The following is a 22268-nucleotide window of genomic DNA, read 5'->3' as shown; positions in this document are numbered from 1 at the left end:
CGGCGCCAGTCGAATTCCCGCGCCGGCGAGGGCGCTTCCGCCAACGAGGATGTCTCTACGCGTCACCACGGCATGCGTCCGCTCGTGGCGGCTCGCGAACAGGATTGTCGACCGGGCATTGTCATTCCCTCAGCGCGGTCGCTTTTCGATGACGTCCTTGACCACCGGCGCCGCGGAGAAAGCGCTAGGCCAACCGGCGTAGAAGGCGAGATGGCCGAGCACCTCGCCCGCTTCCTCACGAGTCAACCCGTTGTCCATGGCGCGGTTCAAATGGTAGGTGATCTGCGCGACCTGACCGGTGGCGATCAGCGCGCTCACGGTAACCAGGCTGCGGTCGCGCGGAGCCAGCGCCGGCCTGAGCCAGAGGTCGCGGAACAGCACGTCGGTCGTAAACTGGACAAGGCTGGGCGTGATCTGCCCGAACTGCTCTCCGACGCGCGTTGCCCGCTGCTTCTCCGCCGCCTCGTCGAGCGGCAGTTGCGGCCCCGACGCCGGGGGAAGCTGATCGGGCCCGATGTTGCGGCTCTCGAAGACTTCCTTCGCAGCCGGGATCGCATCAATCGCGTTGGCCCAGCCGGTGTAGAAGGCCAGATGCGTGATGATCTCCGATATCTCCGACGGCTTCACGCCATTGTCCAGCGAGAGACCTAGATAGTATGGCAGTTCCACCTTCTGATCTCGGGCGATGAGAGCCGCGACGGTGACGATGCTGCGGTCCCGAGGCGAGAGAGCCGGTCGCTTCCACAGATCGCCGTGGACGAATTTTTGCGCGTAGCCTTCGAGAGCTGGCGCGACCGCGCGGACGTCTACCGGCTTTGACATGGTCTTTGCTCCTTCGATGGATCCGTCTCGGGCCGCCACCGGGCCGTCAGCAAATAGGCAGATCGAAAACAAGGCCGCTGCGAGCGTTCTCATCGCGAGTATCCTTCCAGGTTGTCGGGTGCACCATCAGCCACAAGGCGACGAGTGCTGCGCAGAGCACGGTGCCCGCGCTCACGAGAAACCCGGACGTTCAATCGCGTCAGGCTGCGATCAACGAGCGCAGGGCTGGCGAGCCCTCGGGCGAAGAGAAGATCAAGTGCCGCTCATGTTGATGGGAAACTAAGGCTTCCGCCTCCGTCCGATTAGGTGATAAAATCCGCATGCAGTCATAAGACGGGCTTATCAATGAACCGGGACGACGCCAGCGATATCCTGGCCTTCCTCGCCGTGGCGAGGGAACGCAGCTTCACGCGTGCCGCAGCCAAGCTTGGCATGACGCAATCGGCGCTGAGCCAGATCATCCGAAAGTTGGAGGAGCGGCTGGGGGTCCGTCTTCTCAACCGAACGACCCGGAGTGTCACGCCAACTCAAGCCGGAGAACGGCTGTTCGCGAGCGTCGGGCCCAAATTCACCGAGATGGATGCTGATCTCGCTGCGCTGAGTGAGCTCCGAGAAAAGCCCGCTGGAACCGTGCGTTTGACGGCAACGGAGTACGCCGCCGCCGAGATCCTGCTGCCGGCGCTGGGGAAGGTTCTTCCCCAATATCCAGACATTCACGTCGAGGTGATCATCGATTACGGGCTCACCAACATCGTGGCGCAGCAGGTCGACGCGGGCATTCGTCCCGGCGAGCTCGTCGCCAAGGACATGATCGCTGTACGCGTCAGCCCTGATCTGCGAATGGCCGTCGTGGGGTCGCCGTCCTACTTCGCCGAACGCAAGCGGCCCAGGACGCCTCAGGATCTAACCGGCCACAATTGTCTGAACCTGCGCCTTCCGACCCACGGCGGCAGCCTGTACGCCTGGGAGTTCGAGAAGAACGGGCGGGAGCTCAACGTGCGCGTGGAAGGACAGCTTGTGTTCAACAGCGCAGGGCTTCTTCTCGAGGGAGCTCTAAAGGGCCTGGGACTTGCCTACCTCACGGAGGGGCACGTGCAGCCATACATCTCGCAGGGCCGGCTGATCAGGGCGCTGTCGGATTGGTGTCCGCCGTTCTCGGGTTACCACCTTTATTATCCCAGTCGGCGCCAACCTTCACCGGCATTCTCGCTGCTCGTCGAGGCTCTTCGATATCGCGGCAAGTAGGATCTCACAACCGCTCACGGCGCCTGACAATCCTCGGCCGGGCAGGACTGTTATCTGAAATACCCCAACACGAGATCGACATCCGCGCTGCCGGCCGCCGTGCCGTTCAGCTCGGCGTCGAGGACGCGGCGGCAGGCTTCGATCGCAGCGTGGTCGCCGAGGTCGTTGGCGGCTTCGAGCACGAGCCAGGCGGCATCGACCGAGGCCTGGTCCGCTGCTCCGCCGCCGATCTCGCCGGCTGCGGCCTTGTTGAGGTTCTTCTTGCGAACGGCGGTGCCGAATTGAGGCAACATTGCAGATACTCCCTCTCGCTCAGTGTACCTGGAGCTCGGGCTGACGGCCCGCGTCGACACCCGCGGTCTTGCGCGACTGGTAGAACTTCAAGACGCTGCGCGAGGTCTCGATCTTGAGCTTGCCGAAATCGCGCTCGTTGTCGTGGAGCTCGCGCGCCGTGATCAGGTGATCCTTGGCGCCGAGGAACAACAGCGACATCGTGGTGTCCCAGGAGAAATCGAGGGCCTTGCACAGCACCAGGATCATCTCGCGGTTGCGGTCCATCATCGCCCGCTCGATCACGTCGACCGGCAGCGACGACAGCAGCGACAGGCCGATCTGCACCTCGTCGAAGCGGTGCTGGCGCGCGTAGTTCGAGATCGAATCCTGGTTGAGGTTGCCCTGCCGGTACTGCGTCGTCACCACGCGCTTGGCGACGAAATAGCTGCGCGAGGACGGGCCGAACTTGGAGTGCAGATCGCCGGTGACGTCGCTTACCGAACTCTGGATCTGCGCCATCATTTCCGGGCGCTCGTGCTCGAGCCGGCGGCGGACGTCCTCCGACGCTTTCGAGATCAGTTGCTGGAAGATGTGACGGGGCACGTCCTTGCGCAGGCCAAGCTGCTCGGCGAGGATCGAGTCACCCTCGGCGCGGCGCACCATATGCAGCAGGCCCGAACCGGAGAAGCGCGCGCCCTCGTTTTTGGCAACCGAGGTCACGACCTCCTGGTCGCCGCGCTTGACCAGCACGTCGGTGACGGCCTCGCCGATCGACTTGCGCTGGGCGATCGCGAGCAGATGCAACTGGCTCTTGGTCATGGCGCTCTCGACCAGCAGCTTCTCGTCGAGACGATTGGAGTCGCGCAGTACGGGACCGGCGACCTCGATCTCGTCGGCGGTCGCGAGTTGCGCAATGACATTGAGCGGAGCGTGATCGCAGGCTGCCATGACCTCGGAGAGTTGCACGCGCGCAGCAACCTCGATCTCGTCGGCGAGCCGACCGATGACTTCGCCGAACGTGCTGATCTCGTCGTCGCTGTAGCGGCCGGTGATCAGAATGTCGGTCGCGTGCCACAGCGCCTTGGTCCGGCTTTCGTCGGTGCCGCGTGCGATCGCGTCGTCCAGATCCTGCAGAAGTGTTGTCGCGCCGTTCATCCCGATGACCCCAGTTCTTGGCTAGCCATCCTGCTTGTGCCGGCAGGACGCCGAGTTCCTCTGGGACCAGAGACTAGGGAACAAACGCGAGAATCCGGTAAAGTCGTCAGATCAGTTTTGCCGAGCAAAATTCGTTAAAAAGCCAGGGAAACAGTCAAGGATTCGACGGCGTCAGGACCAGCGGCGGCTTTGGCTTGGGCTTTGCGGGCGGCGGGCCGGGGGCCGGCCTGACGTCGATCGGCGGGGGCAACGGCGCGATCTGCGTGCTTGCGAGCGGCGGGCTTGTCAGTGGAGGGCTTGTGAGTGGAGGGCTTGGCGCTGCGGGAGCAGCCTGCGGCGCCTTCGGCGTCGGCGCAACCCTGATATCGGCCTTGGGTTTCGGCGGCGGCGCACGGCGCGGATCGCGGCCGGGCATCGGCACGTCCAGCAGCGACGGCTCCGGCGCCGGATCGGGCGAGACCAGCGTCGGCAGTGCGGCGGTGGCCGGCGGCGGCTCGCCGCGCTCGATGGCGTCCAGGCGGCGCGTCTCGCGGTCGATCGTGCGCACCGCGAGCCACGACGACAGCGGCCCGAGATCGACGGTGCGATTGAGCCTGTCGGGGGGACCGGCCGCGAACAGCTGGATTTCCGGCGGTGCGCCGGAGAGCCCGGTCATGATCGGCGTCAGGCTGGCGCGGATGTCGGCCTGGTCGGCGGGGATGTCGTAGCCGCCGGAGACGATGGCACGCGCGTTCTTCGCCTCCAGCGACGTTGCGCCGACGCGCAGGCGCCCGTCGCGGATCGTGAACGGGATCTGCGCCGAGGCCACTGCAATCGGACCCGCCGACAGTGCGGGCTCGACCAACTGCCGCAGCCGGTTGTCGTCGGCAACCTGGCCGCCGTCGCTGGCACGGATGGCGATCTCGAAGGCGCGCGGATTGAGGCCGGAGATTTCAGCGGATTCGAGCGTCACCGTGCCGTTTCCGGCGAGCGCGCCGGTGAGCGCCGCGACGCTGCGGCCCTGACTGGTCAGCGCCATCTGCGCCGAGGCGCGTCCCTTCGGCAGCGCGAGGTCGCGATAGCGTAGCGCCGCCGCGTCGACTTTGCCGAGCTCGATGCGCGCGTTCAACGTCAGACCATTGGCGCCATTGCGCGCATCGAGGCTCGCCGACATCTCGCCGCCGCCGACGCCGCCCTTCATTGCGTCGAGAGCGAGCGACTGACCGTCGCTCCGGATCGTGCCGCCGAAGGGGCGCAGCTCGATGCCGCCGGGCAACGTGCCGTGCAACGCCTGGAAGGCGACGCGGCCGCGCCAGCCGCCGAGAAGCCCGGCACTCAACGGCGCATTGGCATCGTGTCCGGCCGCGCCGATGGCCATCGCGAGCGCCGGCACGAGGTCGAGCGTATCGAGGCCGACTTCGCCGTCGACGGTCTTCTCCTGATCGAGCGTCACCGCCAGATGCCCCCGCAAATGTGAGCCGGCCAGTGTGCTGTCGAGATCGTTGAAGGTCAGGCGGTTGCCGGAGAGGCCAACGCGCGAGGATAGATTGACGCTCTGCATGGATTTATCGGCCGGGCTGGTCCCGAACAGCGGCGCCAGATTGGCATTGCGCACGCGCAAATTCACGCTGCCTTTCGGCTCGGACAATTCGACGTTGCCTTGTGCGTCCGCGTCCAGCCCGCCGCCGCTGAGCTTTGCATTCAATTGCAGCTGATGGCGCCACGCACCGCTCAAGCGGCCTTCGAACTGCGAAGCGCCCTCCCCTGCGGCCACCACGCGATCGAGCCCGAGCAACGCCAGCAGTGAACTGGCCTGCGGTGTCGAGACTTTCGAATCCAGCGTGAAGTCGCTGTTGCGCAAGCGCTCGATGTCGATGCCGTTGACGGCGGCCACCGGCGTCTGCGCGGCCAGCGTCGCGGTGGCCTTGAGCTGCGGCGCGTCGAGCTCGATCACCGCGCGCGCATCGTTGCGATCGGCGTGCTCGGCGTTCTTGTCGAGGCTGAGGTCGAGCTTGAGGCGGGTCGCACCTGGCAGCGTCGGGATGGCGTCGAAGCGCGCGCGCACCGAAGGCGCAAACGGCTCCATAAGTGCGGTGAGATCGCGCAGCGAATTGGCGGAGGATTTCAGCGCGAGCTTGCCCGTCGCCTTGGCGCGGTCGAAACTGCCGCTCGCTTCCGTGGTCACGCCACTGGCCTGGCCGAACCGCAATTGCTCCAGCGAGAGCGATGCGGGCCCGTAGCCGAGTTTCGCGGTGAACGGCCGCAACTCCTGCCCGGCCGAGATCGCGCGGCCGATATCGAGCGACAGCTTCGCTTCCTCCGGCCATTCGCCTTGGGGCCCCGAAAGCGCGCGCACAAAACTTGCGGCGGCATCGAGGTCGAGGCGGTCGGCCTTGAGCTCCGCGTCGATCCGCGAGCCCTTGCTCGCGCCGGTCTGGACGAAAGCGATGCGGCCTTCGACCGCGCCGCCCTCGATCTCGGCTTTCAGCCTGTCGATGGCGAAATGGTTGGCGGCGATGGTCACGTCGCCGGCAAGGCGCAGCGGCCGCGTGCTGCGGCGGTTGATCTCGCTGCGGCCCTGGAGCCATGCCACCAGCGTATCGGGATCGGAGGAATCGACGCTGAGACGGCCGCTGAAGCTGTCGGCGCCGGGCGTGGCGCCGTTGAGCGAGAGCTGCGTCTGGCCCGGCGCGCGCAGCTCGAGCCGCTGGAAGGTCCAGGATCGTCCGTCGGTCGCAAGCTCGGCCGTGATGTTCTGGAGCGGACGGCCGCCGAGCATGATCTGGTCGGAGTTGAACTCGATCTGCGCCGGGATCGGCGCCTGCGGGATTGCGGCGAGCCCTGCGCGGAGCGCCGGGAGGATGCGCTGCGGCTCGCTAGCGTCCTTCGCCGTGAACTTGTCGGCATCGACCTGGCGCGCAGACAGCACCGCACGCAGCAGCGGCGAAGCGCCGAACCTGATATCGCCGACGCCGCCGAGCTTCAGCGCGGTATCTTCGGTGCCGAAGCTGGCGTCGATCTGCTCGAACTTGGCGCCGGCCGGATCGGCCTTGAGTTTTGTGGTGAGCTTCCAGGGCATCGGCCCCGCCTCGCCCGGCTTCTTCGGCGCCGGCACCGCGAGCGTCAGCGCGCCCTCGAATTTCGGCAGGCGGTTGTCGAAGGCAAGCACGCCTTCGAGATCGGCCAGGATCGCACGCTCGCCGGGATCGATGTTGAGATGGAGGCGGGTGGCGTTGCCATCGGCGCTCGGGCCGGAGGAGACGCGGAATGGATAGCGGACGCCAGCGGCGGTGAAACTGCCGTCGCCACGGACCGAGCCGGCCAGCGAGCGCACGTCGCCGGAGAAGGCGATGTCGTTGAGCTCCAGCGTCGAACGGCTGGCGGCATCATGCAGGGCGATGCGGCCGGTGAGGTTCAGCCGCTCGATCGCCAGCGAAGCCAGATTGAAGCTGCCGCTCGCGGTGGAGGGCAAATCGACCCGCCCGCGCGCGTCGAGGCCGAGATCGACCGCCATGCCGTTGACCGAAAGCTCGGTGGCGCGCCATTCGCCGCGCATCAGGGAGCTCAGGCTGAATTCGACGTCGAGCTTGTCGGCGCGCAGGCGACCGAGATCGTTGTTGCCGCCGAAGGTGACCCCGCGCAGCCGCAGCGTCGGCGCCGGCAACAGCCGCGCGTCGAGTTCGCCCACCACCCGCACCGGCACGCCGATGATCCTGCCGGCCTCCGCTTCGAACTGGGGCCTGAACTGGTTCCAGTCGACGAAGTAAGGCCCGATCAGAGCGGCCAGCAGCGCTAAGATAAAGGCAATCGCCAATCCGAGCAGCGTCGTCTGCACGGGTCTCCCCTCGGCCAAACCGGATGCGGGCCTTGCCTGAGCCGCAGGGCCTCAGACGTACCGGAACAGCCCCTTATATAGGGGGAAGTGTGGCGAAGTCACAGCGACTGTTGCGCGCGGAGGTTAACGCCGGCGGCTATCACCAGCTCGCAGGCAGCCGTTTCAGGCCGCGCAGCACGAAGGTCGGCCGCCATTCCGGGTTTTCGACGTCGTCGATGCGCAGATCCGGCAGCCGACGCAACAGCGTGGCGATGGCGATCTCGGCCTCGAGTCGCGCCAATTGCGCCCCCAGGCAGAAATGGATACCGCCGCCGAACGACAGCGGCCTCACATTCTGGCGGGTGACGTCGAGCCGGTCGGGGCGGTCAGGATAGACCGCCGGGTCACGGTTGGCCGAGCCCAGCAGGCAGAGCACGGTCTCGCCCTTCGGGATCTTGGCGCCGCCGACATCGTTGATATCCTCCAGCGCGACCCGCCCGGTCATCTGCACCGAGGAATCGTAGCGCAGAAACTCCTCGATCGCGCCCACCATCAGTTCCGGCCGCGCCTTCAAAAGCGCGAGCTGGTCCGGATTGCGATGCAGCGCCAGCAGGCCGTTGCCGATCAGATTGACCGTGGTCTCGTGGCCGGCGCCGAACAACAGGATGATGTTGGCGGTCAGTTCCTCGTTGGTGAGCTTGTTGCCGTCTTCCTCGGCCTGCACCAACTGGGTGATGAGATCGTCGCCGGGGTTGCGGCGGCGCAGCTCGAACAGCTGCTGGAAATACATCTGCGCCATCATGTTGCCGGCGTTGCCCTTGGCGATCTCCTCCGGCGAGAGCGGCACGGGGTCGAGCAGCCGTCCGCCGTCGCGCGAGCTGTTATAGAATGTCTCGCGATGGTCCTCGGGGATGCCGAGCATGTCGCAGATGATGGTCACAGGCAGGCGGAAGGCGAAATCCTCGATCAGGTCCATGTGGCCGCGGTCGATCACGGCATCGATGGTCTGGTCGACGATCTGCTGGATGCGCGGCCGCATGTCCTCGACGCGGCGGGCGGTGAAGGCCTTCACGACGAGACCGCGCAGGCGGGTGTGGTCGGGCGGATCGGCCTGCAGCATCCAGTGGCTCATGCTGCGGAAGACCGGCTCCTCCATGATCTTCTCGCTATAGCGGCGCTTGGAACGGTCGACGAAATCCTTGCCGAAACGCTTGTCGCGCATCACGAGGCTGACATCGGCATGGCGGCTGGTGACGAACTGGCCGAACGGCGTCACGTGAATCGGAAAGATCGCGCGGAGCCGCTCATAATGCGGATAGGGATCGCGGATGAAGTCGGGCGACAGCGGATTGAACAACGGACCGCCGGTGCCTTGCACGTGCTCGTTCATGGTGACCTCATATCGGTTGCCGCATGAATCGCATACGCCGGGCAGCCCCTCTTGCGCAGCGTAACCATCCCTGAATTATCAACTCGATACATTGTTGTATCGAGTTGCATTCTGCCCTAAACTGCTCCGATGTCAAGGGTGAGAACCAGGCCGACCAGGGACGACACGCGCGACAAGCTGTTCGAGGCGGCCGCGCGCGTGTTCGAGCAGGACGGCATCGGCGGCGCCAGCATCGAGGCGATCGCGGCGGCGGCCGGCTTCAGCCGGGGCGCGTTCTATTCCAACTTCAAGAGCAAGGACGAACTGATCATTGCCATGCTCGAGGACCATGTCGCGCAGTCGATCCGGCGCAACATGGACATCCTCGCGCAGCACGACAATCTCGACGACTTCATCGCCGCGCTGAAGGCGATGGATCGCACCCGGCAAGACCCGCTCGGCCGCTCGCCACTGCTGCACATGGAGATGATCCTGTTTGTCGCGCGCGCCGAGAAGCGCCGGCCCGAACTTGCAAAACGCCTGCGCGCGCGGCGCAAGCTGGTCGCCGACATCGTCGAGGCCACGCTGAAGAGCAACGCGAAAGGCGACACGCTCAATCCGCCATGGATGGCCTCCGTCGTGCTGGCGCTGGAAGACGGCTTTCGTCTGCACCGCCTGATCGATCCGGAGACGACGCCGGCCGACAGCTTTCTGCGCGCGATCACGGATCTGCGGCGCAGGACGGGATTGTCGTCGGACTAGCGCGCCCTTTTTCGTAACTTCGCTGTTCCCGCTCGTCATCAGTCCGCTGCGCTTCGCAGCTGGAACTTGACCACGATCATACGCGCGCATTTTCCACATCGTCATACCGATCCAAGGAACGTTTCGGTGGCCTGCCACTTTATCCCGAGCCTGTTTTGGCAATTTGATCATTGGAGGAGACAGCGATGAGGATTCTGAAATTGTCTGCGGCCGCAGCTGCGCTGCTGGCCGGTACGGCGCTCGCCGTGGCGCAGTCGAGCTCGACCGTCGGCACTGGCGGCTCGTCAGCCGGCGGTGGCACCAGCAACTCGACCGTCGGCACGGGCGGTTCATCGGCGGGTTCGGGCAGCGGATCGGGCTCGGCCTCGACGCTTGGCACCGGCGGCTCGTCGGCCGGCGGCGGCACCAGCAGTTCGTCCGTCGGCACCGGCGGCTCTGCCGCGGGCTCAGGCAGCGGCTCAGGCTCCGCCTCGACGCTCGGCACCGGCGGCTCGTCAGCGGGCGGCGGCAAGAGCTCGTCCAGCGTCGGCACGGGCGGCTCTGCGGCAGGCTCCGGCTCCAACTCGGCATCGACAGTCGGCACCGGCGGCTCGTCCGCGGGCGGCGGCAAGAGCGGCTCGACTGTGGGAGCGGCCGGCTCCTCCGCGGGACATGCCAGCGACATGGGCATGGAAAAGGGCAAAGGTCACCACAAGGACGAGATGAAGAAGGACAAGAATTAGTCCGACCCGGGGAGCGGCCAATACGCCGCTCCCTTTTCTCTGCTGGAGGAGGACTGGCATGAACAGATCAATCGTTGCGATCGCAGTTTTGACTTTGATAAGCAGCGCCGCTGTGGGGGAAACCATGCAGAAAACCGGCAAGACCGCATCCGGCGAAACCTGCCGGGTCACGGTCGAAAAACATCCTGACGGCAGCATCACCGCGCTGGGATCATCGGGTTCGGGCACAACCGGCTCGACCTCATCGAGCGGCTCGCTGTCGAGCTCGAGCTCGGCCGGCGGATCGTCGGTGCACGTCCAGGCTGGCGGCGGCAACGTGTCGAGTTCGTCCTCGACGGCCGGCGGCCCCGGTTCGACCAGCGCGAGCACCGTCACAGTCAACGGCTGCACCATCTCGACATCGTCGCCATAACAAAAGGATTTCACAGATGAGAATGTTAATCGCGACCTCGTCGGTCGCACTCCTGCTCGCCGCCGCCTCTCCGTTGTCGGCGCAAACCAGCATGACCGGCGGCACCGGGGGCTCGGCTGCGGCCGGCGGCACCTCGGCCAGCACGCTCGGCACCGGCGGCACGTCGACGTCGGGCTCCGGACAGACCGGCTCCTCGATTGCAGCCGGCGGCAGCGCCGCGTCCGCCAACGGCAAGGCGCAGTCCGGCACCAGCATGAACAAGGGCAACGGTCCGGTGCTCAATTCCAATGCGCGCGCGCAGGCGCATGAGGGTGGTACGTTCAGCCGCTCCCACACCCGCACGAAAGTGAAGGCGGGCGAGGAGGTCGGGTCCACCACCAAGACCATGTCGCACGTGCCAGGCTCCAAGCCGACCATGTCGACGACATCGACAAACGTGCGCTGAAACATCCTCACGACACTGCTGCCCGCAACCTGCGGGCAGTTTTTTCTTTGTGAGCAGGTTTTTCTTTGTGAACGGATCAACCGCCGCTCAGCGTGCGGCTGACGCGGGTCACGACAGCATCCCACTGCCGCTTCTCGGCGGCCGGATAGTTGATCAGCACGCAATGCACGTAGCGGCGGCCAAAGTTGCAGCGGTCGTACCAGATCTTGCCGCCGCGGGTGCTGGAGACCACGAAGAAGCGCGGCGTGATACGCTTGTAGGTAATGCCGGAGGGCGGATTCTTCCGCGCCAGGAAAGCCGCAGGTGAGCTGCCTTCGTTCGGAACGGCCTGCACCGTCAGATCCGCACGGCCGTCGCTGGTCCGGTACTGCATGCCGTAGCCGTCCGGCCGGCCGGCTTGCTCGGTGAAGATGGACGAAGGGATGTCGACGCTGGTCCCGGTTTCGGGAATGCGATAGCCACTCCAGCTCTCCGCACCGGCAGCGGCCGGCAAGCTACAGAGCATCACAAGGATGGTGGCGATCTTTTTCATCGTATGAACCGGTTTGCGCTCGACGGCCGACAACGTGGAGAAGCGCCGGACGTTCCTTTCCGCGACGTGAACGCGCGGTTGCTCCCGGTCGGCTCACCGGACGTTGCAAGCCGGATGACGCCGGACCCTCGTCAAGCCGCGAGCGTCTCGTCCACGCGTCCAAGAGCCCGGCGAAGGGCCGCAAAGCAGTCTGCGTCTATTTGGGTGCCGACCATCTCCGACATGATCGCAAGAGCTTTCGTCACTGGCATCGCGGCCCGATACGGCCGTTCCGCGGTCAGCGCATCGAAGATATCCGCGGTCGTGATGATTCGGGTGTCCAGGCAGATCTGGTCTCCCGCGAGCCCACGGGGATAGCCTTTGCCGTCCAGCCGCTCGTGATGCGCCCCGGCGATCGGAGCGAGATCGCCAAACGCGCCGATGCGCGACAGGATCGCTTCCGAATGCGCGGAATGCTTGCGCATGATCTCCCATTCGAAATCGTCAAGCTTACCCGGCTTGTCGAGGATTGCGTTGCTGACGCCGAGCTTGCCAATGTCATGCAAAAGCGCGGCACGCTTGAGCCAGCGTCGGCGCTCGGCAGTGAACTCCAGCTGCTCCGCGATCATGTCGGTAAAAAGCGTGACGCGCTCGCTGTGGCCGCTGGTGTAGGGACTTTTGGAATCGACCACCTGGGCGAAGGCCGCCGCGATGTCATCCAGATAGTCCTCATCCACCGGCGCGCTCGCCTGCTGCGGCAGCAGAGGAACAGTCTCGGGCCCGTCTTCAGTGCCAAGCATGTCCCAGAATCCAGGCTGCGCCGCGATGCGTTCAAAAGCGGCAACCAGGTCTGGATCGAACCAGGTGCCCGCTCGATTCCGGGCCTCACGAAGGGCGGCTTCGGGACCGTTCGCGATGTAGAACACATCGACCACCTGAGCCAACAAGGCGAGGCGGGAGTAAATCGGGATGGCCGCGCCGCGAATGCCGAGCGGCTTGCCGCCCCCATCCCAATGCTCATCGAGATTCTTAATGCCCTCCGCGACCGGTTCGGAGAAGCGCATTTTGCGGGCGATGTCGGCGCCGCGATGGCAGCGCGTCTCGATCAGTTCGCGAGCGATCTCGCCGCCGTTCTGGAAGATATTGACGATGGCGCGAAACCGTTCGGCCAGACCGGCCTTCAGCCCGGTATGGCCCAGCACGAAGCGCAGCGCCTGCGGCAGGCTGCCGTCAATGAGCTTGAAATCCTGCTTGAAGGAGAGATCATCGGTCAGATACAGCTCGCAGATGCGCGCAGCGTTGCTGCTGCAGCCGAGATCCTTCAGCAACAGTACGTAGTAAAGTTCGACGATCTCGTCCTCGCCGAGGCCGATCTCCCTGCCGATCATGACGCCGATGCGGCTGCATCGCACGCAATGTCCGGCCGGCTGCCCCTCCGAGAGATCGAGCGCGTGGCTCAGCGCACCCAGCAATTCGGAAAGCGTGATCTGATCGAGCGGCTTGGGGGCGTGCGGAATGGGGTCCATTGACGGGGGCTCCGGGACTGGTGCGGCCAGTGAACAGGGCGGATCACATCACCAGTCGATCAACTGAACACCAGAGGATTAACAGGAGGTTGTTCGCGAGCGATCCGTCGACAAGAAGTCTCCGAGATCGCCCTCGCCTGCACGGCAAAGTTCCGTGGCCATCGCGAGAGCGCCCGCTAGCGAGCGCGTTTGCCCTTGTCTGTGGGCAAGGGGCAATTCGTACAAACGCTGTCGTCGCACATGCGGCAGATCGTGAAGCGATCCATCTCGGACGTATCCTGCCGAGCCAACAACTCATGGAGCAGCGCTTCAAGTCGTTTCGTTTCAGCGGGCGACAGCACATCCAGAAGCGACGCGACGGCCGAAATGCGCGACGTCATCAAGTCGTTGCGGGTTGCGGCGCCCTTCGCCGTCAGGTGCAGAGCAACCTCGCGGCCGTCCTGTCCGGGCCGACGTTCGACCAGCCGATCCGACACCAGACGGTCCACCAGCCGGACCGTTCCTGAATGCGACAGGCCAAGGATCCGCCGCAGCTTGTCGTTGGTCATGCCCTGGCCATAGCCGATGACGACCAGTGCGGCAGGCGTCTCGCCGCCGCGGCCGATGACCTCGCGCGCGCCCTGCTCGATCCGATCCATGACGGCGAGCGAAAGCGCGCCCAGCAAATTTGCGATTCCATTTTCCATGAGCCGGACAATATGTGCGGAGCGCACAAAAAACAACTTGACGAATATGTGCGCTCCGCACATGTTTCTGGTCGCAGGGGTACGATGACAAGGAGAATGACGATGAATATCGGGAGCGTGGCACGACAAGCGAATGCCAGCGGCGTTGAACCCGCCTTGAAATACGTGCAGGCCAACGGCGTGCGCTTCGCCTATCTCGAACAGGGCGACGGCCCCCTGGTCATGTTCCTGCATGGCTTTCCCGACAATGCCTGGTCGTATCGAAAGCAGTTGCAGGTCTTCGCGGATGCGGGGTACCGTGCGGTCGCGCCGTTCCTGCGCGGCTATGCGCCGACAGAGATTCCGGCGGACGGCGTTTTCGATCCCATCGCACTGGGCAAAGATCTAGAAGCCCTCATCGCCGCGCTGAGCGACGACGGACAGGCACGCGTCGTCGGCATGGATTGGGGCGGCACCTCGACCTTTCAGGCGCTGGCCACGGCGCCATCGGCGTTCAAGGCCGCCGTGGTCATGAACACCGCACATCCGATTACAATTTCGAGCATCAGACGGGATCCGGAGCTCGTTCGAGCGGTCTTCCATGTCTATTTTTTCCAGCTGCCCGGCGCGGTATCGGCGGTCAACACCGAGGGACTTCCCTTCGTCGACTATCTCTGGAAGCTGTGGTCGCCGACGTTCAACAATGCCGAGCATATCCGTTCGATCAAGGAGACGCTCAGCTCTCCCGGCACCATGGCCGCGGCGCTTAAATATTACGGAGGCCTGACCGATGCGGGGCTCGCGGGCCGGCTTCCGATCAATAACATGCACACGCCGACGCTGACGATCTATGGCAGCAACGATCCGACAGCGAGGTACTCGGTCAAGGAGGAGCCGCTGTTCAAGGGGCCGCACAAGCGGATCGTCCTGCCCGATGTCGGGCACTTCCCGCACCTCGAGCGTGAGGACGAAGTCACCGGCCTGATCATGGACTGGTTCAAGACGCACGCGCCTGACTGAACGCAGAGGGCAGTAGCCCACAACATGCTTTGAGTTCTTCAATCTGGAGTGCGCGCAATGGACGCCAAGATACAGCAGCAATATGCCGAGACCTTTCATGCCCTTCACACGAAGGGCGATCCGCTCGTCCTGTTCAACGCCTGGGACGCCGCCAGCGCCAAAGCCATCGCGAAGACCTCTCCGGCCATCGCGACCAGCAGCGGAGCGGTCGCCTCCGCACTTGGATACGCCGACGGAGAAAATGTTCCGCTCGACATGGTGACCGGCCTGGTGTCGCGGATGACCGCGGCCGTGTCTGTGCCAGTCTCAATCGATGTGGAGGCAGGATATGGCGACACGCCAGAGGCCGCCGCCGGATCGGCGACCGAGATTTTGAAGGCCGGCGCCGTCGGCATCAATATCGAGGACGGGCTATCGGAGGGAAAGCGGCAACTCGTCAACCCCGAACTCCATGCCGCCAAGATCAAGGCGGTGCGGGACGCTGCGAAAGATTTGGGAGTTCGACTGTTCATCAATGCGAGAACGGATCCATTCCTGCTGAAATTCGGATCGCCGGACGATTGCATGAATGAAGCGGCAAGGCGGGCGAAGGTTTATGCGGAGGCCGACGCCGACGGAATTTTCGTACCCGGCCTCACCGACCTCGCTCTCATTGAAAAGTTCGTTCAGCTCACGCCTCTGCCGGTCAACATCATGGTGACACAAGGCGTTCCCGCAATTCCGGATCTGGCTCGCGTCGGCGTTCGGCGGGTGAGCCTTGGGCCGTGGCCGATGATGGCAGTGATGCGGATAATCGGCCAGGCCGCGGCTGCGGTCGCCGCCACCAAGCAATACGGCACGTTCCTGCAACCGGATGCCTGAGCCAGGACATCACCGGCCAAAGTCGCTTCTACGCGGACCGCTTCACCGCGGTCGCGCCGGCCGGTGCAATGTCGAGACGAGCCAGCATCGCCCGCGCCTGCTCGGCGCAGTGCTCGATCAGCCAGCGCTCGAAGGCGACGGGCGCGAGCGCGGGTGCGTAGAGGAAGCCCTGCACGACGTCGCAGCCGAGTTCGGCCAGCACCTTGCGCTGCGCCTCGGTCTCGACGCCTTCGCCGACGACGGTCATGCCGAGGCCCTGCCCGACGCGCACCACGGCGGTGGCAATTGCGAGCGCGCCAGCGTCACGCTCGATGTCGCGCATGAAGCTGCGGTCGATCTTGAGCTCGCGGATCGGCAGATGGGCGAGCCGGCTCAGGCTGGAATAGCCGGTGCCGAAATCGTCCACGGAAAGCCCGACGCCGAGCTCCCGGATCGCGTTCATCGTCTCGAGCGCGGCGACGCTGTCCTGCATGAACGCGCCCTCGGTGATCTCGAGCATCAGCGCATTCGCCGGCAGATCGTATTCGGCGAGGATGTCCTTGAGCCGCGCGGCCAGCGTGACGTTGCGGAAATTGATCGGCGACAGGTTCACCGACACAGATGGAATGTCGAGCCCGGCGCGGCGCCAGCTCGCCATCTGCCGGCAGGCCTCGCGCACCGACCACAGGCCGATCTGCTCGATCAGGCCGCACTCTTCGGCAAGCGGAATGAATTTTGCCGGCGAGACGTCGCCGAGCTCCGCATCGTGCCAGCGCGCCAGCGCCTCGACGCCATGGATTGCGCCGTCGCAGCTGCGGATCTGCGGCTGATAGCTGAGGGTCAGCGTGCCCTCGGCGACGGCGCGGCGCAGCGCCGCGATCAAGGCCAACCGCTGCTCGGTGAGCCCGTTCATCTCGGCGCTGAACAGGCGATGGGTCGAACGTCCCGCCTGCTTGGCCATGTACATGGCCGCGTCCGCCTGCTGCATCAAGGTGTCGATGTCGGTCGCATGATCGGGATAGAGGCTGACGCCGATGCTCGCCGACATCTGCAGCTGCCTGGAGCCGAGCCGCAGCGGCGCGGCCAGCGCTTCGGTGATTCCGGCCGCCACGCGCTCGGCACCCTCGGCGTTGCGCCGCGGCAGCAGGATCACGAACTCGTCGCCGCCGAGCCGCCCCAGCATATCCTCGGGTCCGATCTGCTCGCGCAGGCGCTGCGCGAGCAGGATCAGGAGCTCGTCGCCAGCGGCATGGCCGAGCGTGTCGTTGACGTCCTTGAAATGATCGACGTCGAGGAAGGCCAGCGCGACGTGGCTGCCGGTCGGGCAGGCATCGATGGCGGTGGTGATCAGGCGCCGCAATTGTGCGCGGTTCGGCAGACCAGTGAGGATGTCGTGATAGGCGAGCCGCGCGATCTCGGCGCGCGCTTCCTTGCGCTCGATCGCGAAGGCGCCGAGATTGACGCACGCCTCGACGATGCGGCGGTGCCAATTGCTCGGCGCGCGCGGCTCCCGGTAGTAGAAGGCGAAGGTGGCGATGACCCGTCCGTCCTTGGCCTTGACCGGCGTCGACCAGCATGCGCGCAGGCCAATCGCGAGCGGCATCGCCTTGTAGGGCTGCCAGCGCGGGTCGGTCTCCAGATCGATCGCCAGCACCGGCTCGCCGTAGAAGGCCGCGGTTCCGCACGAGCCGACATTGGGACCGATGGCAATGCCCTGCAGTGCGCGGGAATAGTCCTCGGGCAGGCTTGGGCCGCCGAGCGGATGGATCAATCCCGCGGCATCGACGTGAAGCAGCGAACAGACGACGTCGGGCGCGATCTGCTCGACGCGGCGGCACAGCCGGTCGGCGATCTCGCCGATCGGAACCTCGTCGGCAAGCGCGCCCATGATGAGCTGCTGCAGCGAGCGCAACTGCTTGGTCTCGGTGATGTCCTCGAGCAGCGCGAAGATGTGCTTGACCTGGCCCTTCCTGTCGCGGAAGGCATCGATGCGGGCGCAGACCCAGATCTCCTCGCCGTCCTTGTCATAGGCGAGCATCTCGAGCTCGCCGCGGTGGCCGCCATCCATCAGGCGCTTGATGAGCTTCGCAACAGCCTTGCGATCGGTGTGGCGGCCGGCGATCAGCCCCCTCGCACGGCGGCCCTCGGCTTCCTCGCTGGTGTAGCCGAACAGCGTCGTGAAGGCGGCATTGACGTAGACGATGTTCTGATCGGTGTCGGTGATGAGCACCGCGCGGTTGGTCTGGTCGGAGACAGCGTGGAGAAGCCCGATTTTGACGCGGCGCTCGGCCTCCGCGGTGACGTCGCGCGCGAACACCACGTGATGGGTCACGCCGCCACTTGCAATGGATGAAAGCGAGATGGCCGCCCGGATCCGGCTGCCGTCGTGTCGCACGAGGCTGATCTCGTCACGGAAGTCCGCACACGGTTCGGCCCGAAGGCATTTGAGGGTGAGAATTTCGGAATCGCGGCCGAGCACTTCAGCGCGTGCGAGATTCCATATCCGCTCTGCACCGGCATTGAAATGCGTGATGCGATGCGCGCTGTCGACGATGACGATGCCCTCGTCGGCGCGTTCGAGCGCGGCCAACAGCATTTCCGGAGTTTCTGTCATGGGACAATCGGAGGCAGACATCGCTGGACCCGGAGGCATCGGGAAGATATGGCAACCGAGGCTAGCGCCGCGATGGTGTCCAAGACGTTTTTGCAGTCCGCTCGCACCGCGCCAAGACGCGACATGCTTAACATTCCGCCAAACACGCGAAGGTAATTGGGTGCGTACGGAACCTATTCGGCGCCGGCGTCCGCCTGAAGCTTGCCCGCGACGGCGCGCACCTTGCGCGGCGCGGCTTGCCAGATCGAGAGCGCCGACAACCCGCTCACGAGGATGGCAACGCCAAAGGCGAGCGTGTAGTCGCCGACCCGATCGTAAAGCAAGCCGGTGACCCAAGGACCGGCCGCACCGCCGGCCAATGCCGCCAGCATGATCGTGCCGAAAATGCTGCCCTGGTGCCTGCCCTGAAAAATCTCGAACACCACTGCGCCCATGATCGAGGTCAGGCCGTAGCCGAGCGCGCCTTGCGTGAACACCATGAGATAGACCAGCCACAATGACGGCTGGAATTTCAGTGCCATCAGCGCCGCGAAGGAGATCGCAAAACCCGCGCAGCTGATCGCCCACACCCATTCCCGTCCGATCCGGTCGGAGATATGGCCGAGCAGAATCTGGCCGGGAATGCCGAGCAGGCTGACGATGCCGAGCGCCCACACCGCGACACCCGGGCTGAAGCCGATATCGAGCAGAAATTTGGTCTGGTGCACCTGCACCGCGTACCAGATGTACAGGCCGCAGAAATAGCCGAGCGCGATCCACCAGAACCGCGCCGTGGCTACCGCTTTCCGGAGTGTCCATTCGGTCCCGGCCCAGACGGGATCGACAATGTTGGAGGCCGGTTTTGCGGCGCCCGCGGCCGGCGCGGCATCGCCGTCCGGCCGCAGGCCGATATCCTCGGGGCGCCTATGCAGGAACAGATTGATCGGCGCCAGCACGATCAGGACCATCAAGCCCATCGCAGTGCAGGCGGTGCGCCAGCCGGTCCCTTCGATCATGTGCTGCACCCACGGCAGCAGCGTCACCGAGCCGATGCCGACCCCGGCGAAGGCGATGCCGATGGCGAGGCCGCGCGTGCGGATGAACCAGTTCGGCAGGAACAGCGACTGGCCGGAATAGCCGAGACACACCGAGCCGGCGCCGACCATGACGCCGATGGTGACGTAGAGATGCCATGGCTGGCTCGTGAGCGGCGCGAGCAGGAGCCCGCCACCCATCAGAACCACGCCGAGCTCCATCACCGCGCGCGGGCCGGCGCGGTCCATCAGCCGGCCGATCAGCGGGCTGACCATGCCCGATACCACGAACCCGAAGGAAAAGGCGCCCGCGGTGACGCCGCGCTCCCAGCCGAATTCGGAGATGATGGGAGGAAAGAACAGCGAGAAGGCGGTGCGCGCGTTGACGCCGATGGCCATGGTGACGAAGGTCACCGCGACCACGACCCAACCGTAGAAGAACGGAAGCCGCATTGTGTGTTTCATCCCTGGACGGTCCTTCCGACCATCCGGGACTGCCCGGGTCAAGCGCTTTTCGCGCATGCCCGTTGAGCGGCCGCGCTCAGGCGGCGTCGCGTTGGGATGGTTTGACGGGCGCATCGAACAGGATCCGTTCGATCGGGTGCGGCCGGCCGAACAGATAGCCCTGCGCGAAATTGACGCCGAGCGCCTTCAGCCGCTCGTACTCCTCGCGGGTCTCGACGCCTTCGGCGGTGACCGACATGTCCAGCCCGCGCGCCAGCGTCACGATCGAGGAGATGATGGCGGAGCTGCGCGGTTGATGCGTGAGGTTGCGGATGAACGACTTGTCGATCTTGATCTTGTCGAACGGGAACGCGGTCAGATAGCTGAGCGACGAATAGCCGGTGCCGAAATCGTCGAGCGCAAGCGCGATGCCGATGCTCTTCAGCCGCTCCATGAAGGCGTGGTTCTCGACGCCGCGTTCCAGCAGCACGGATTCCGTGATCTCGATCTCCAGCCGCTGGGGCGGCAAGCCGGAATCGGCGAGCGCCGCGCTGATCATCTCGAACAGCTCGGCCTCCTTGAACTGGATCGGCGACAGGTTGACGGCGACTGCGAGGTCGGACGGCCAGCCGGCCGCGTCCGCGCAGGCGCGCCGCAACACGAATTCGCCGAGCGGCACGATCAGCCCGGTCTCCTCCGCAAGCGGGATGAACTGGTCCGGCGGAATCAAGCCGCGCGTCGGATGCCGCCAGCGCACCAATGCCTCGAAGCCACGCCGCGCGCCGCTGAGGGCGTCGACGAACGGCTGGTAGTGCACCTCGAGCTGGCACCGCGCGATGGCGTCGCGCAGATCGCCTTCCAGCGTGCTGCGCGCCTCGAGCTCAGCCGACATCGCCTTGTCGTAGATGGTGAAGCAGTTGCGGCCCGACGATTTCGAGCGGTAGAGCGCGAGGTCGGCCTTCTTCAGCAGCTGCTCCTGATCGCTGCCGTGATCGGGCGCGATCGCAATGCCGATGCTGGTGCCAATCTCGACGCGGTGTCCGGGAAGAAGGAACGGCTCGGCCACGAGCTTGGCGATCCGCCCCGCCAGTTCGGTCGAGCAGACGCGCTGATCCTCGCAAGCTTCCTGGATGACGGCGAATTCGTCGCCGCCGAGCCGGGCCAGCACGTCGCTGGCGCGCAACGCGGATTTCAGCCGCTGTGCGACCTGACGCAGCAGCACATCGCCGGCACCGTGACCGAGCGAGTCGTTGACGTTCTTGAAGCGGTCGAGGTCGAGCATCAGGATCGAGAAGGTCGGACCGCCGTCCTTCAAACGGCCATTGAGCTCGTCGAGCCGGGCGAGGAAGAAGGCGCGGTTCGGCAATCCGGTCAGGATGTCGGTCTGGGCGAGTTCGAGCACCCGCCGGTTCGCCAGCGAGAGCCGCCGCGAATTGCGGCTTGCGAGCATGAGATAGGTCGAAAGCGACAGCGTCAGCAGCATGCCGACGATCAGCACCGCGCCCGCGCGATCGTAGGTCGTCTCCAGCGGACCGCCGGCAGCCGGAACCGCCCGCACCTGCCAATCGGAGTCGCCGATCTTGAGATTGCCCGACCAGTGCAGGGTCCGCGCGACGTCTCGCATCGACTGCGGCACCGTGGCGGCCGACGAATAATCCGGCAGCATGTCCTCCTGGCCGACGATCTGCCCCGGGACCGGCGGATAGACGTTGACGCTGACCGCGGGGCTTGCCCCGGTGGTCACGCGAATGGACTGGATCAGCAGCGGCAGGTCGAAGACGCCGACGACGAAGCCGGCGAGATTGCGGCGCCGGTCCACGACCGTGTCGCGCGACGTTCCCTTGGCGTAGACGGGAATGGCGACGAGCACGTCGGGCAACCGGCCGCCCGCCTTCGGCTCGAAGAGGCGGGTGCGAATGGCGGCGATCCGGTCGGTGTCGCGCGCGCGCTCGAGGACCGCGCGGCGTTCCGGAACGGTCGCGTAGTCCATGCCGTAGACCGGAGACGTCTTCGGCTGGGTCGAGTAGAGCACCGGAAAATATTCGTCGCTCTGCGGCGCGGTCGCAAACGCATCGCCCTGGAGCGACTTGATGCGATAGCCGGAGACGCCGTCCGTGATCGCCGCGGCCTCGTATTCGGCGCGCTCCTTGCGGTTCACGCGCGGCACCCAGGAAATGCGCAGCATGCCGGGATGGCGCTCGAACAAGCGGGTGCTGAAGGTCTCGAATTCGCTGCGGGTGATCTCCTGGTTGGTCGATTCGAACAGCGTGCGTAGCGCGACGAGCCTGGAGATGTACTCGCTCATGCCGTTCTGCATGACGATCACTTCGGTCTCGGCCGCGTTCTCGAACTCGATCTTGTTGACGCGGCCCTCCCATCGCGCCACGGCGGCCGCACCCGCGACCGAAAACAGAAGACCGATTCCGACCGCGACGAGCGCAGGGCGATAGAGCCTGAGCAGCAGCGCGGCACGCCACCATCCGGTCATACGCCCCCGATCCTGATCGTTCTGATCCCGACCGCCCATTCCAGAAACCGCCGTCCCCTCTCCCGGCCAACCGAACCTCTGGTTGAGCCGCCGGAGCCACTATCGGAACAGGACCGCGGTTAAGAACTGCACAATTTCGGAACCCGGTT

At 65.3% G+C, this 22268-nt stretch carries 18 protein-coding genes; 7 read left to right on the top strand and 11 right to left on the bottom strand.

Translation table 11 applies throughout. The features are described from left to right. Positions 1-129 precede the first annotated feature (129 nt). Positions 130-915 carry a carboxymuconolactone decarboxylase family protein gene (locus GWG67_RS31780; RefSeq protein ID WP_342761070.1) on the bottom strand — a complete coding sequence of 262 codons (786 nt, stop codon included), beginning with the start codon at positions 913-915 and terminating at the stop codon, positions 130-132. A gap of 252 nt (positions 916-1167) precedes the next feature. Between GWG67_RS31780 and GWG67_RS31775 the strand changes: the two genes are divergently transcribed. Further along, positions 1168-2067 (top strand): LysR family transcriptional regulator, encoded by a 900-nt coding sequence (locus GWG67_RS31775; RefSeq protein ID WP_275173464.1) that lies wholly within the window; start codon positions 1168-1170, stop codon positions 2065-2067. Between the two features lie 50 nt (positions 2068-2117). On the opposite strand, the gene GWG67_RS31770 is transcribed toward GWG67_RS31775, so the two are convergent. From GWG67_RS31770 to GWG67_RS31755, 4 genes are all read right to left on the bottom strand, one after another. Beyond that, a complete protein-coding gene (locus GWG67_RS31770) occupies positions 2118-2360 on the bottom strand; it encodes a hypothetical protein (RefSeq protein WP_275173462.1) in 243 nt (80 codons plus the stop codon). 19 nt (positions 2361-2379) lie between these two features. After that, a complete protein-coding gene (locus tag GWG67_RS31765; RefSeq protein WP_275173460.1) occupies positions 2380-3495 on the bottom strand; it encodes a DUF2336 domain-containing protein in 1116 nt (371 codons plus the stop codon). 154 nt (positions 3496-3649) lie between these two features. Next, positions 3650-7309, bottom strand: coding sequence for an AsmA-like C-terminal region-containing protein (locus tag GWG67_RS31760; RefSeq protein WP_275173458.1), 3660 nt, complete (start codon positions 7307-7309; stop codon positions 3650-3652). A 139-nt stretch (positions 7310-7448) separates the two neighbouring features. Continuing rightward, positions 7449-8678 (bottom strand): cytochrome P450, encoded by a 1230-nt coding sequence (locus GWG67_RS31755; RefSeq protein WP_275173456.1) that lies wholly within the window; start codon positions 8676-8678, stop codon positions 7449-7451. Positions 8679-8807: 129 nt separating this feature from the next. On the opposite strand from GWG67_RS31755, the gene GWG67_RS31750 reads away from it, so the two are divergent. From GWG67_RS31750 to GWG67_RS31735, 4 genes are all read left to right on the top strand, one after another. Beyond that, positions 8808-9419: a TetR/AcrR family transcriptional regulator gene (locus GWG67_RS31750; RefSeq protein WP_275173454.1), complete on the top strand. Its 612-nt coding sequence runs from the start codon at positions 8808-8810 to the stop codon at positions 9417-9419. Between the two features lie 185 nt (positions 9420-9604). Further along, positions 9605-10141, top strand: a complete 537-nt coding sequence (locus tag GWG67_RS31745) for a hypothetical protein (protein WP_275173453.1) — start codon at positions 9605-9607, stop codon at positions 10139-10141. 124 nt (positions 10142-10265) lie between these two features. Then, positions 10266-10553 carry a hypothetical protein gene (locus tag GWG67_RS31740; RefSeq protein ID WP_245287890.1) on the top strand — a complete coding sequence of 96 codons (288 nt, stop codon included), beginning with the start codon at positions 10266-10268 and terminating at the stop codon, positions 10551-10553. A 22-nt stretch (positions 10554-10575) separates the two neighbouring features. Further along, entirely contained in the window at positions 10576-10998 is a 423-nt protein-coding gene (locus GWG67_RS31735) for a hypothetical protein (protein WP_018454312.1), read from the top strand. A 76-nt stretch (positions 10999-11074) separates the two neighbouring features. Here GWG67_RS31735 and GWG67_RS31730 read toward each other — a convergent pair whose 3' ends face one another. The 3 genes from GWG67_RS31730 to GWG67_RS31720 all read right to left on the bottom strand — a co-directional run bounded on the left by GWG67_RS31730 (position 11075) and on the right by GWG67_RS31720 (position 13583). Beyond that, positions 11075-11530, bottom strand: coding sequence for a hypothetical protein (locus tag GWG67_RS31730; RefSeq protein WP_275173451.1), 456 nt, complete (start codon positions 11528-11530; stop codon positions 11075-11077). Positions 11531-11661: 131 nt separating this feature from the next. Continuing rightward, entirely contained in the window at positions 11662-13035 is a 1374-nt protein-coding gene (locus tag GWG67_RS31725; protein WP_275173450.1) for an HD-GYP domain-containing protein, read from the bottom strand. 176 nt (positions 13036-13211) lie between these two features. Further along, on the bottom strand, positions 13212-13583 hold the full coding sequence (locus tag GWG67_RS31720) for a MarR family winged helix-turn-helix transcriptional regulator (protein WP_275173448.1): 372 nt from the start codon (positions 13581-13583) through the stop codon (positions 13212-13214). Between GWG67_RS31720 and GWG67_RS31715 the strand changes: the two genes are divergently transcribed. Both GWG67_RS31715 and GWG67_RS31710 read left to right on the top strand, forming a co-directional pair. Continuing rightward, the gene (locus GWG67_RS31715; protein WP_275173446.1) at positions 13542-14720 is read left to right on the top strand and encodes an alpha/beta fold hydrolase; all 1179 of its coding nucleotides are present in this window, start codon (positions 13542-13544) and stop codon (positions 14718-14720) included. The two genes, GWG67_RS31720 and GWG67_RS31715, sit on opposite strands and share 42 nt — an antisense overlap. A 57-nt stretch (positions 14721-14777) precedes the next feature. Further along, positions 14778-15581 carry an isocitrate lyase/phosphoenolpyruvate mutase family protein gene (locus tag GWG67_RS31710; protein WP_275173445.1) on the top strand — a complete coding sequence of 268 codons (804 nt, stop codon included), beginning with the start codon at positions 14778-14780 and terminating at the stop codon, positions 15579-15581. Positions 15582-15609: 28 nt separating this feature from the next. Here GWG67_RS31710 and GWG67_RS31705 read toward each other — a convergent pair whose 3' ends face one another. The 3 genes from GWG67_RS31705 to GWG67_RS31695 all read right to left on the bottom strand — a co-directional run bounded on the left by GWG67_RS31705 (position 15610) and on the right by GWG67_RS31695 (position 22119). Next, positions 15610-18195, bottom strand: a complete 2586-nt coding sequence (locus tag GWG67_RS31705) for an EAL domain-containing protein (RefSeq protein ID WP_275173443.1) — start codon at positions 18193-18195, stop codon at positions 15610-15612. A 152-nt stretch (positions 18196-18347) separates the two neighbouring features. Further along, complete coding sequence (locus GWG67_RS31700) at positions 18348-19640, bottom strand: MFS transporter (protein WP_275173558.1); 1293 nt, start codon at positions 19638-19640, stop codon at positions 18348-18350. Positions 19641-19728: 88 nt separating this feature from the next. Continuing rightward, the gene (locus GWG67_RS31695) at positions 19729-22119 is read right to left on the bottom strand and encodes an EAL domain-containing protein (RefSeq protein ID WP_275173441.1); all 2391 of its coding nucleotides are present in this window, start codon (positions 22117-22119) and stop codon (positions 19729-19731) included. Positions 22120-22268 lie beyond the last annotated feature (149 nt).

Origin of the sequence: Bradyrhizobium sp. CSS354 (genome assembly GCF_029051725.1) — a bacterium.
Classification (GTDB): domain Bacteria; phylum Pseudomonadota; class Alphaproteobacteria; order Rhizobiales; family Xanthobacteraceae; genus Bradyrhizobium.
The sequence above is the reverse complement of the archived record's forward strand: the minus strand, read 5'-3'. Positions and strand labels throughout refer to the sequence as shown.

Bases quoted from the DNA above. Each gene is read 5' to 3' on its own strand.
- GWG67_RS31745 (WP_275173453.1), top strand. From the start codon at position 9,605: ATGAGGATTCTGAAATTGTCTGCGGCCGCAGCTGCGCTGCTGGCCGGT.
- GWG67_RS31750 (WP_275173454.1), top strand. From the start codon at position 8,808: ATGTCAAGGGTGAGAACCAGGCCGACCAGGGACGACACGCGCGACAAG.
- GWG67_RS31715 (WP_275173446.1), top strand. From the start codon at position 13,542: ATGCGACAGGCCAAGGATCCGCCGCAGCTTGTCGTTGGTCATGCCCTG.
- GWG67_RS31720 (WP_275173448.1), bottom strand. From the start codon at position 13,583: ATGACCAACGACAAGCTGCGGCGGATCCTTGGCCTGTCGCATTCAGGA.
- GWG67_RS31700 (WP_275173558.1), bottom strand. From the start codon at position 19,640: ATGCGGCTTCCGTTCTTCTACGGTTGGGTCGTGGTCGCGGTGACCTTC.
- GWG67_RS31780 (WP_342761070.1), bottom strand. From the start codon at position 915: ATGAGAACGCTCGCAGCGGCCTTGTTTTCGATCTGCCTATTTGCTGAC.
- GWG67_RS31695 (WP_275173441.1), bottom strand. From the start codon at position 22,119: ATGACCGGATGGTGGCGTGCCGCGCTGCTGCTCAGGCTCTATCGCCCT.
- GWG67_RS31755 (WP_275173456.1), bottom strand. From the start codon at position 8,678: ATGAACGAGCACGTGCAAGGCACCGGCGGTCCGTTGTTCAATCCGCTG.
- GWG67_RS31705 (WP_275173443.1), bottom strand. From the start codon at position 18,195: ATGTCTGCCTCCGATTGTCCCATGACAGAAACTCCGGAAATGCTGTTG.
- GWG67_RS31710 (WP_275173445.1), top strand. From the start codon at position 14,778: ATGGACGCCAAGATACAGCAGCAATATGCCGAGACCTTTCATGCCCTT.
- GWG67_RS31740 (WP_245287890.1), top strand. From the start codon at position 10,266: ATGCAGAAAACCGGCAAGACCGCATCCGGCGAAACCTGCCGGGTCACG.
- GWG67_RS31775 (WP_275173464.1), top strand. From the start codon at position 1,168: ATGAACCGGGACGACGCCAGCGATATCCTGGCCTTCCTCGCCGTGGCG.
- GWG67_RS31770 (WP_275173462.1), bottom strand. From the start codon at position 2,360: ATGTTGCCTCAATTCGGCACCGCCGTTCGCAAGAAGAACCTCAACAAG.
- GWG67_RS31735 (WP_018454312.1), top strand. From the start codon at position 10,576: ATGTTAATCGCGACCTCGTCGGTCGCACTCCTGCTCGCCGCCGCCTCT.
- GWG67_RS31730 (WP_275173451.1), bottom strand. From the start codon at position 11,530: ATGAAAAAGATCGCCACCATCCTTGTGATGCTCTGTAGCTTGCCGGCC.
- GWG67_RS31725 (WP_275173450.1), bottom strand. From the start codon at position 13,035: ATGGACCCCATTCCGCACGCCCCCAAGCCGCTCGATCAGATCACGCTT.
- GWG67_RS31765 (WP_275173460.1), bottom strand. From the start codon at position 3,495: ATGAACGGCGCGACAACACTTCTGCAGGATCTGGACGACGCGATCGCA.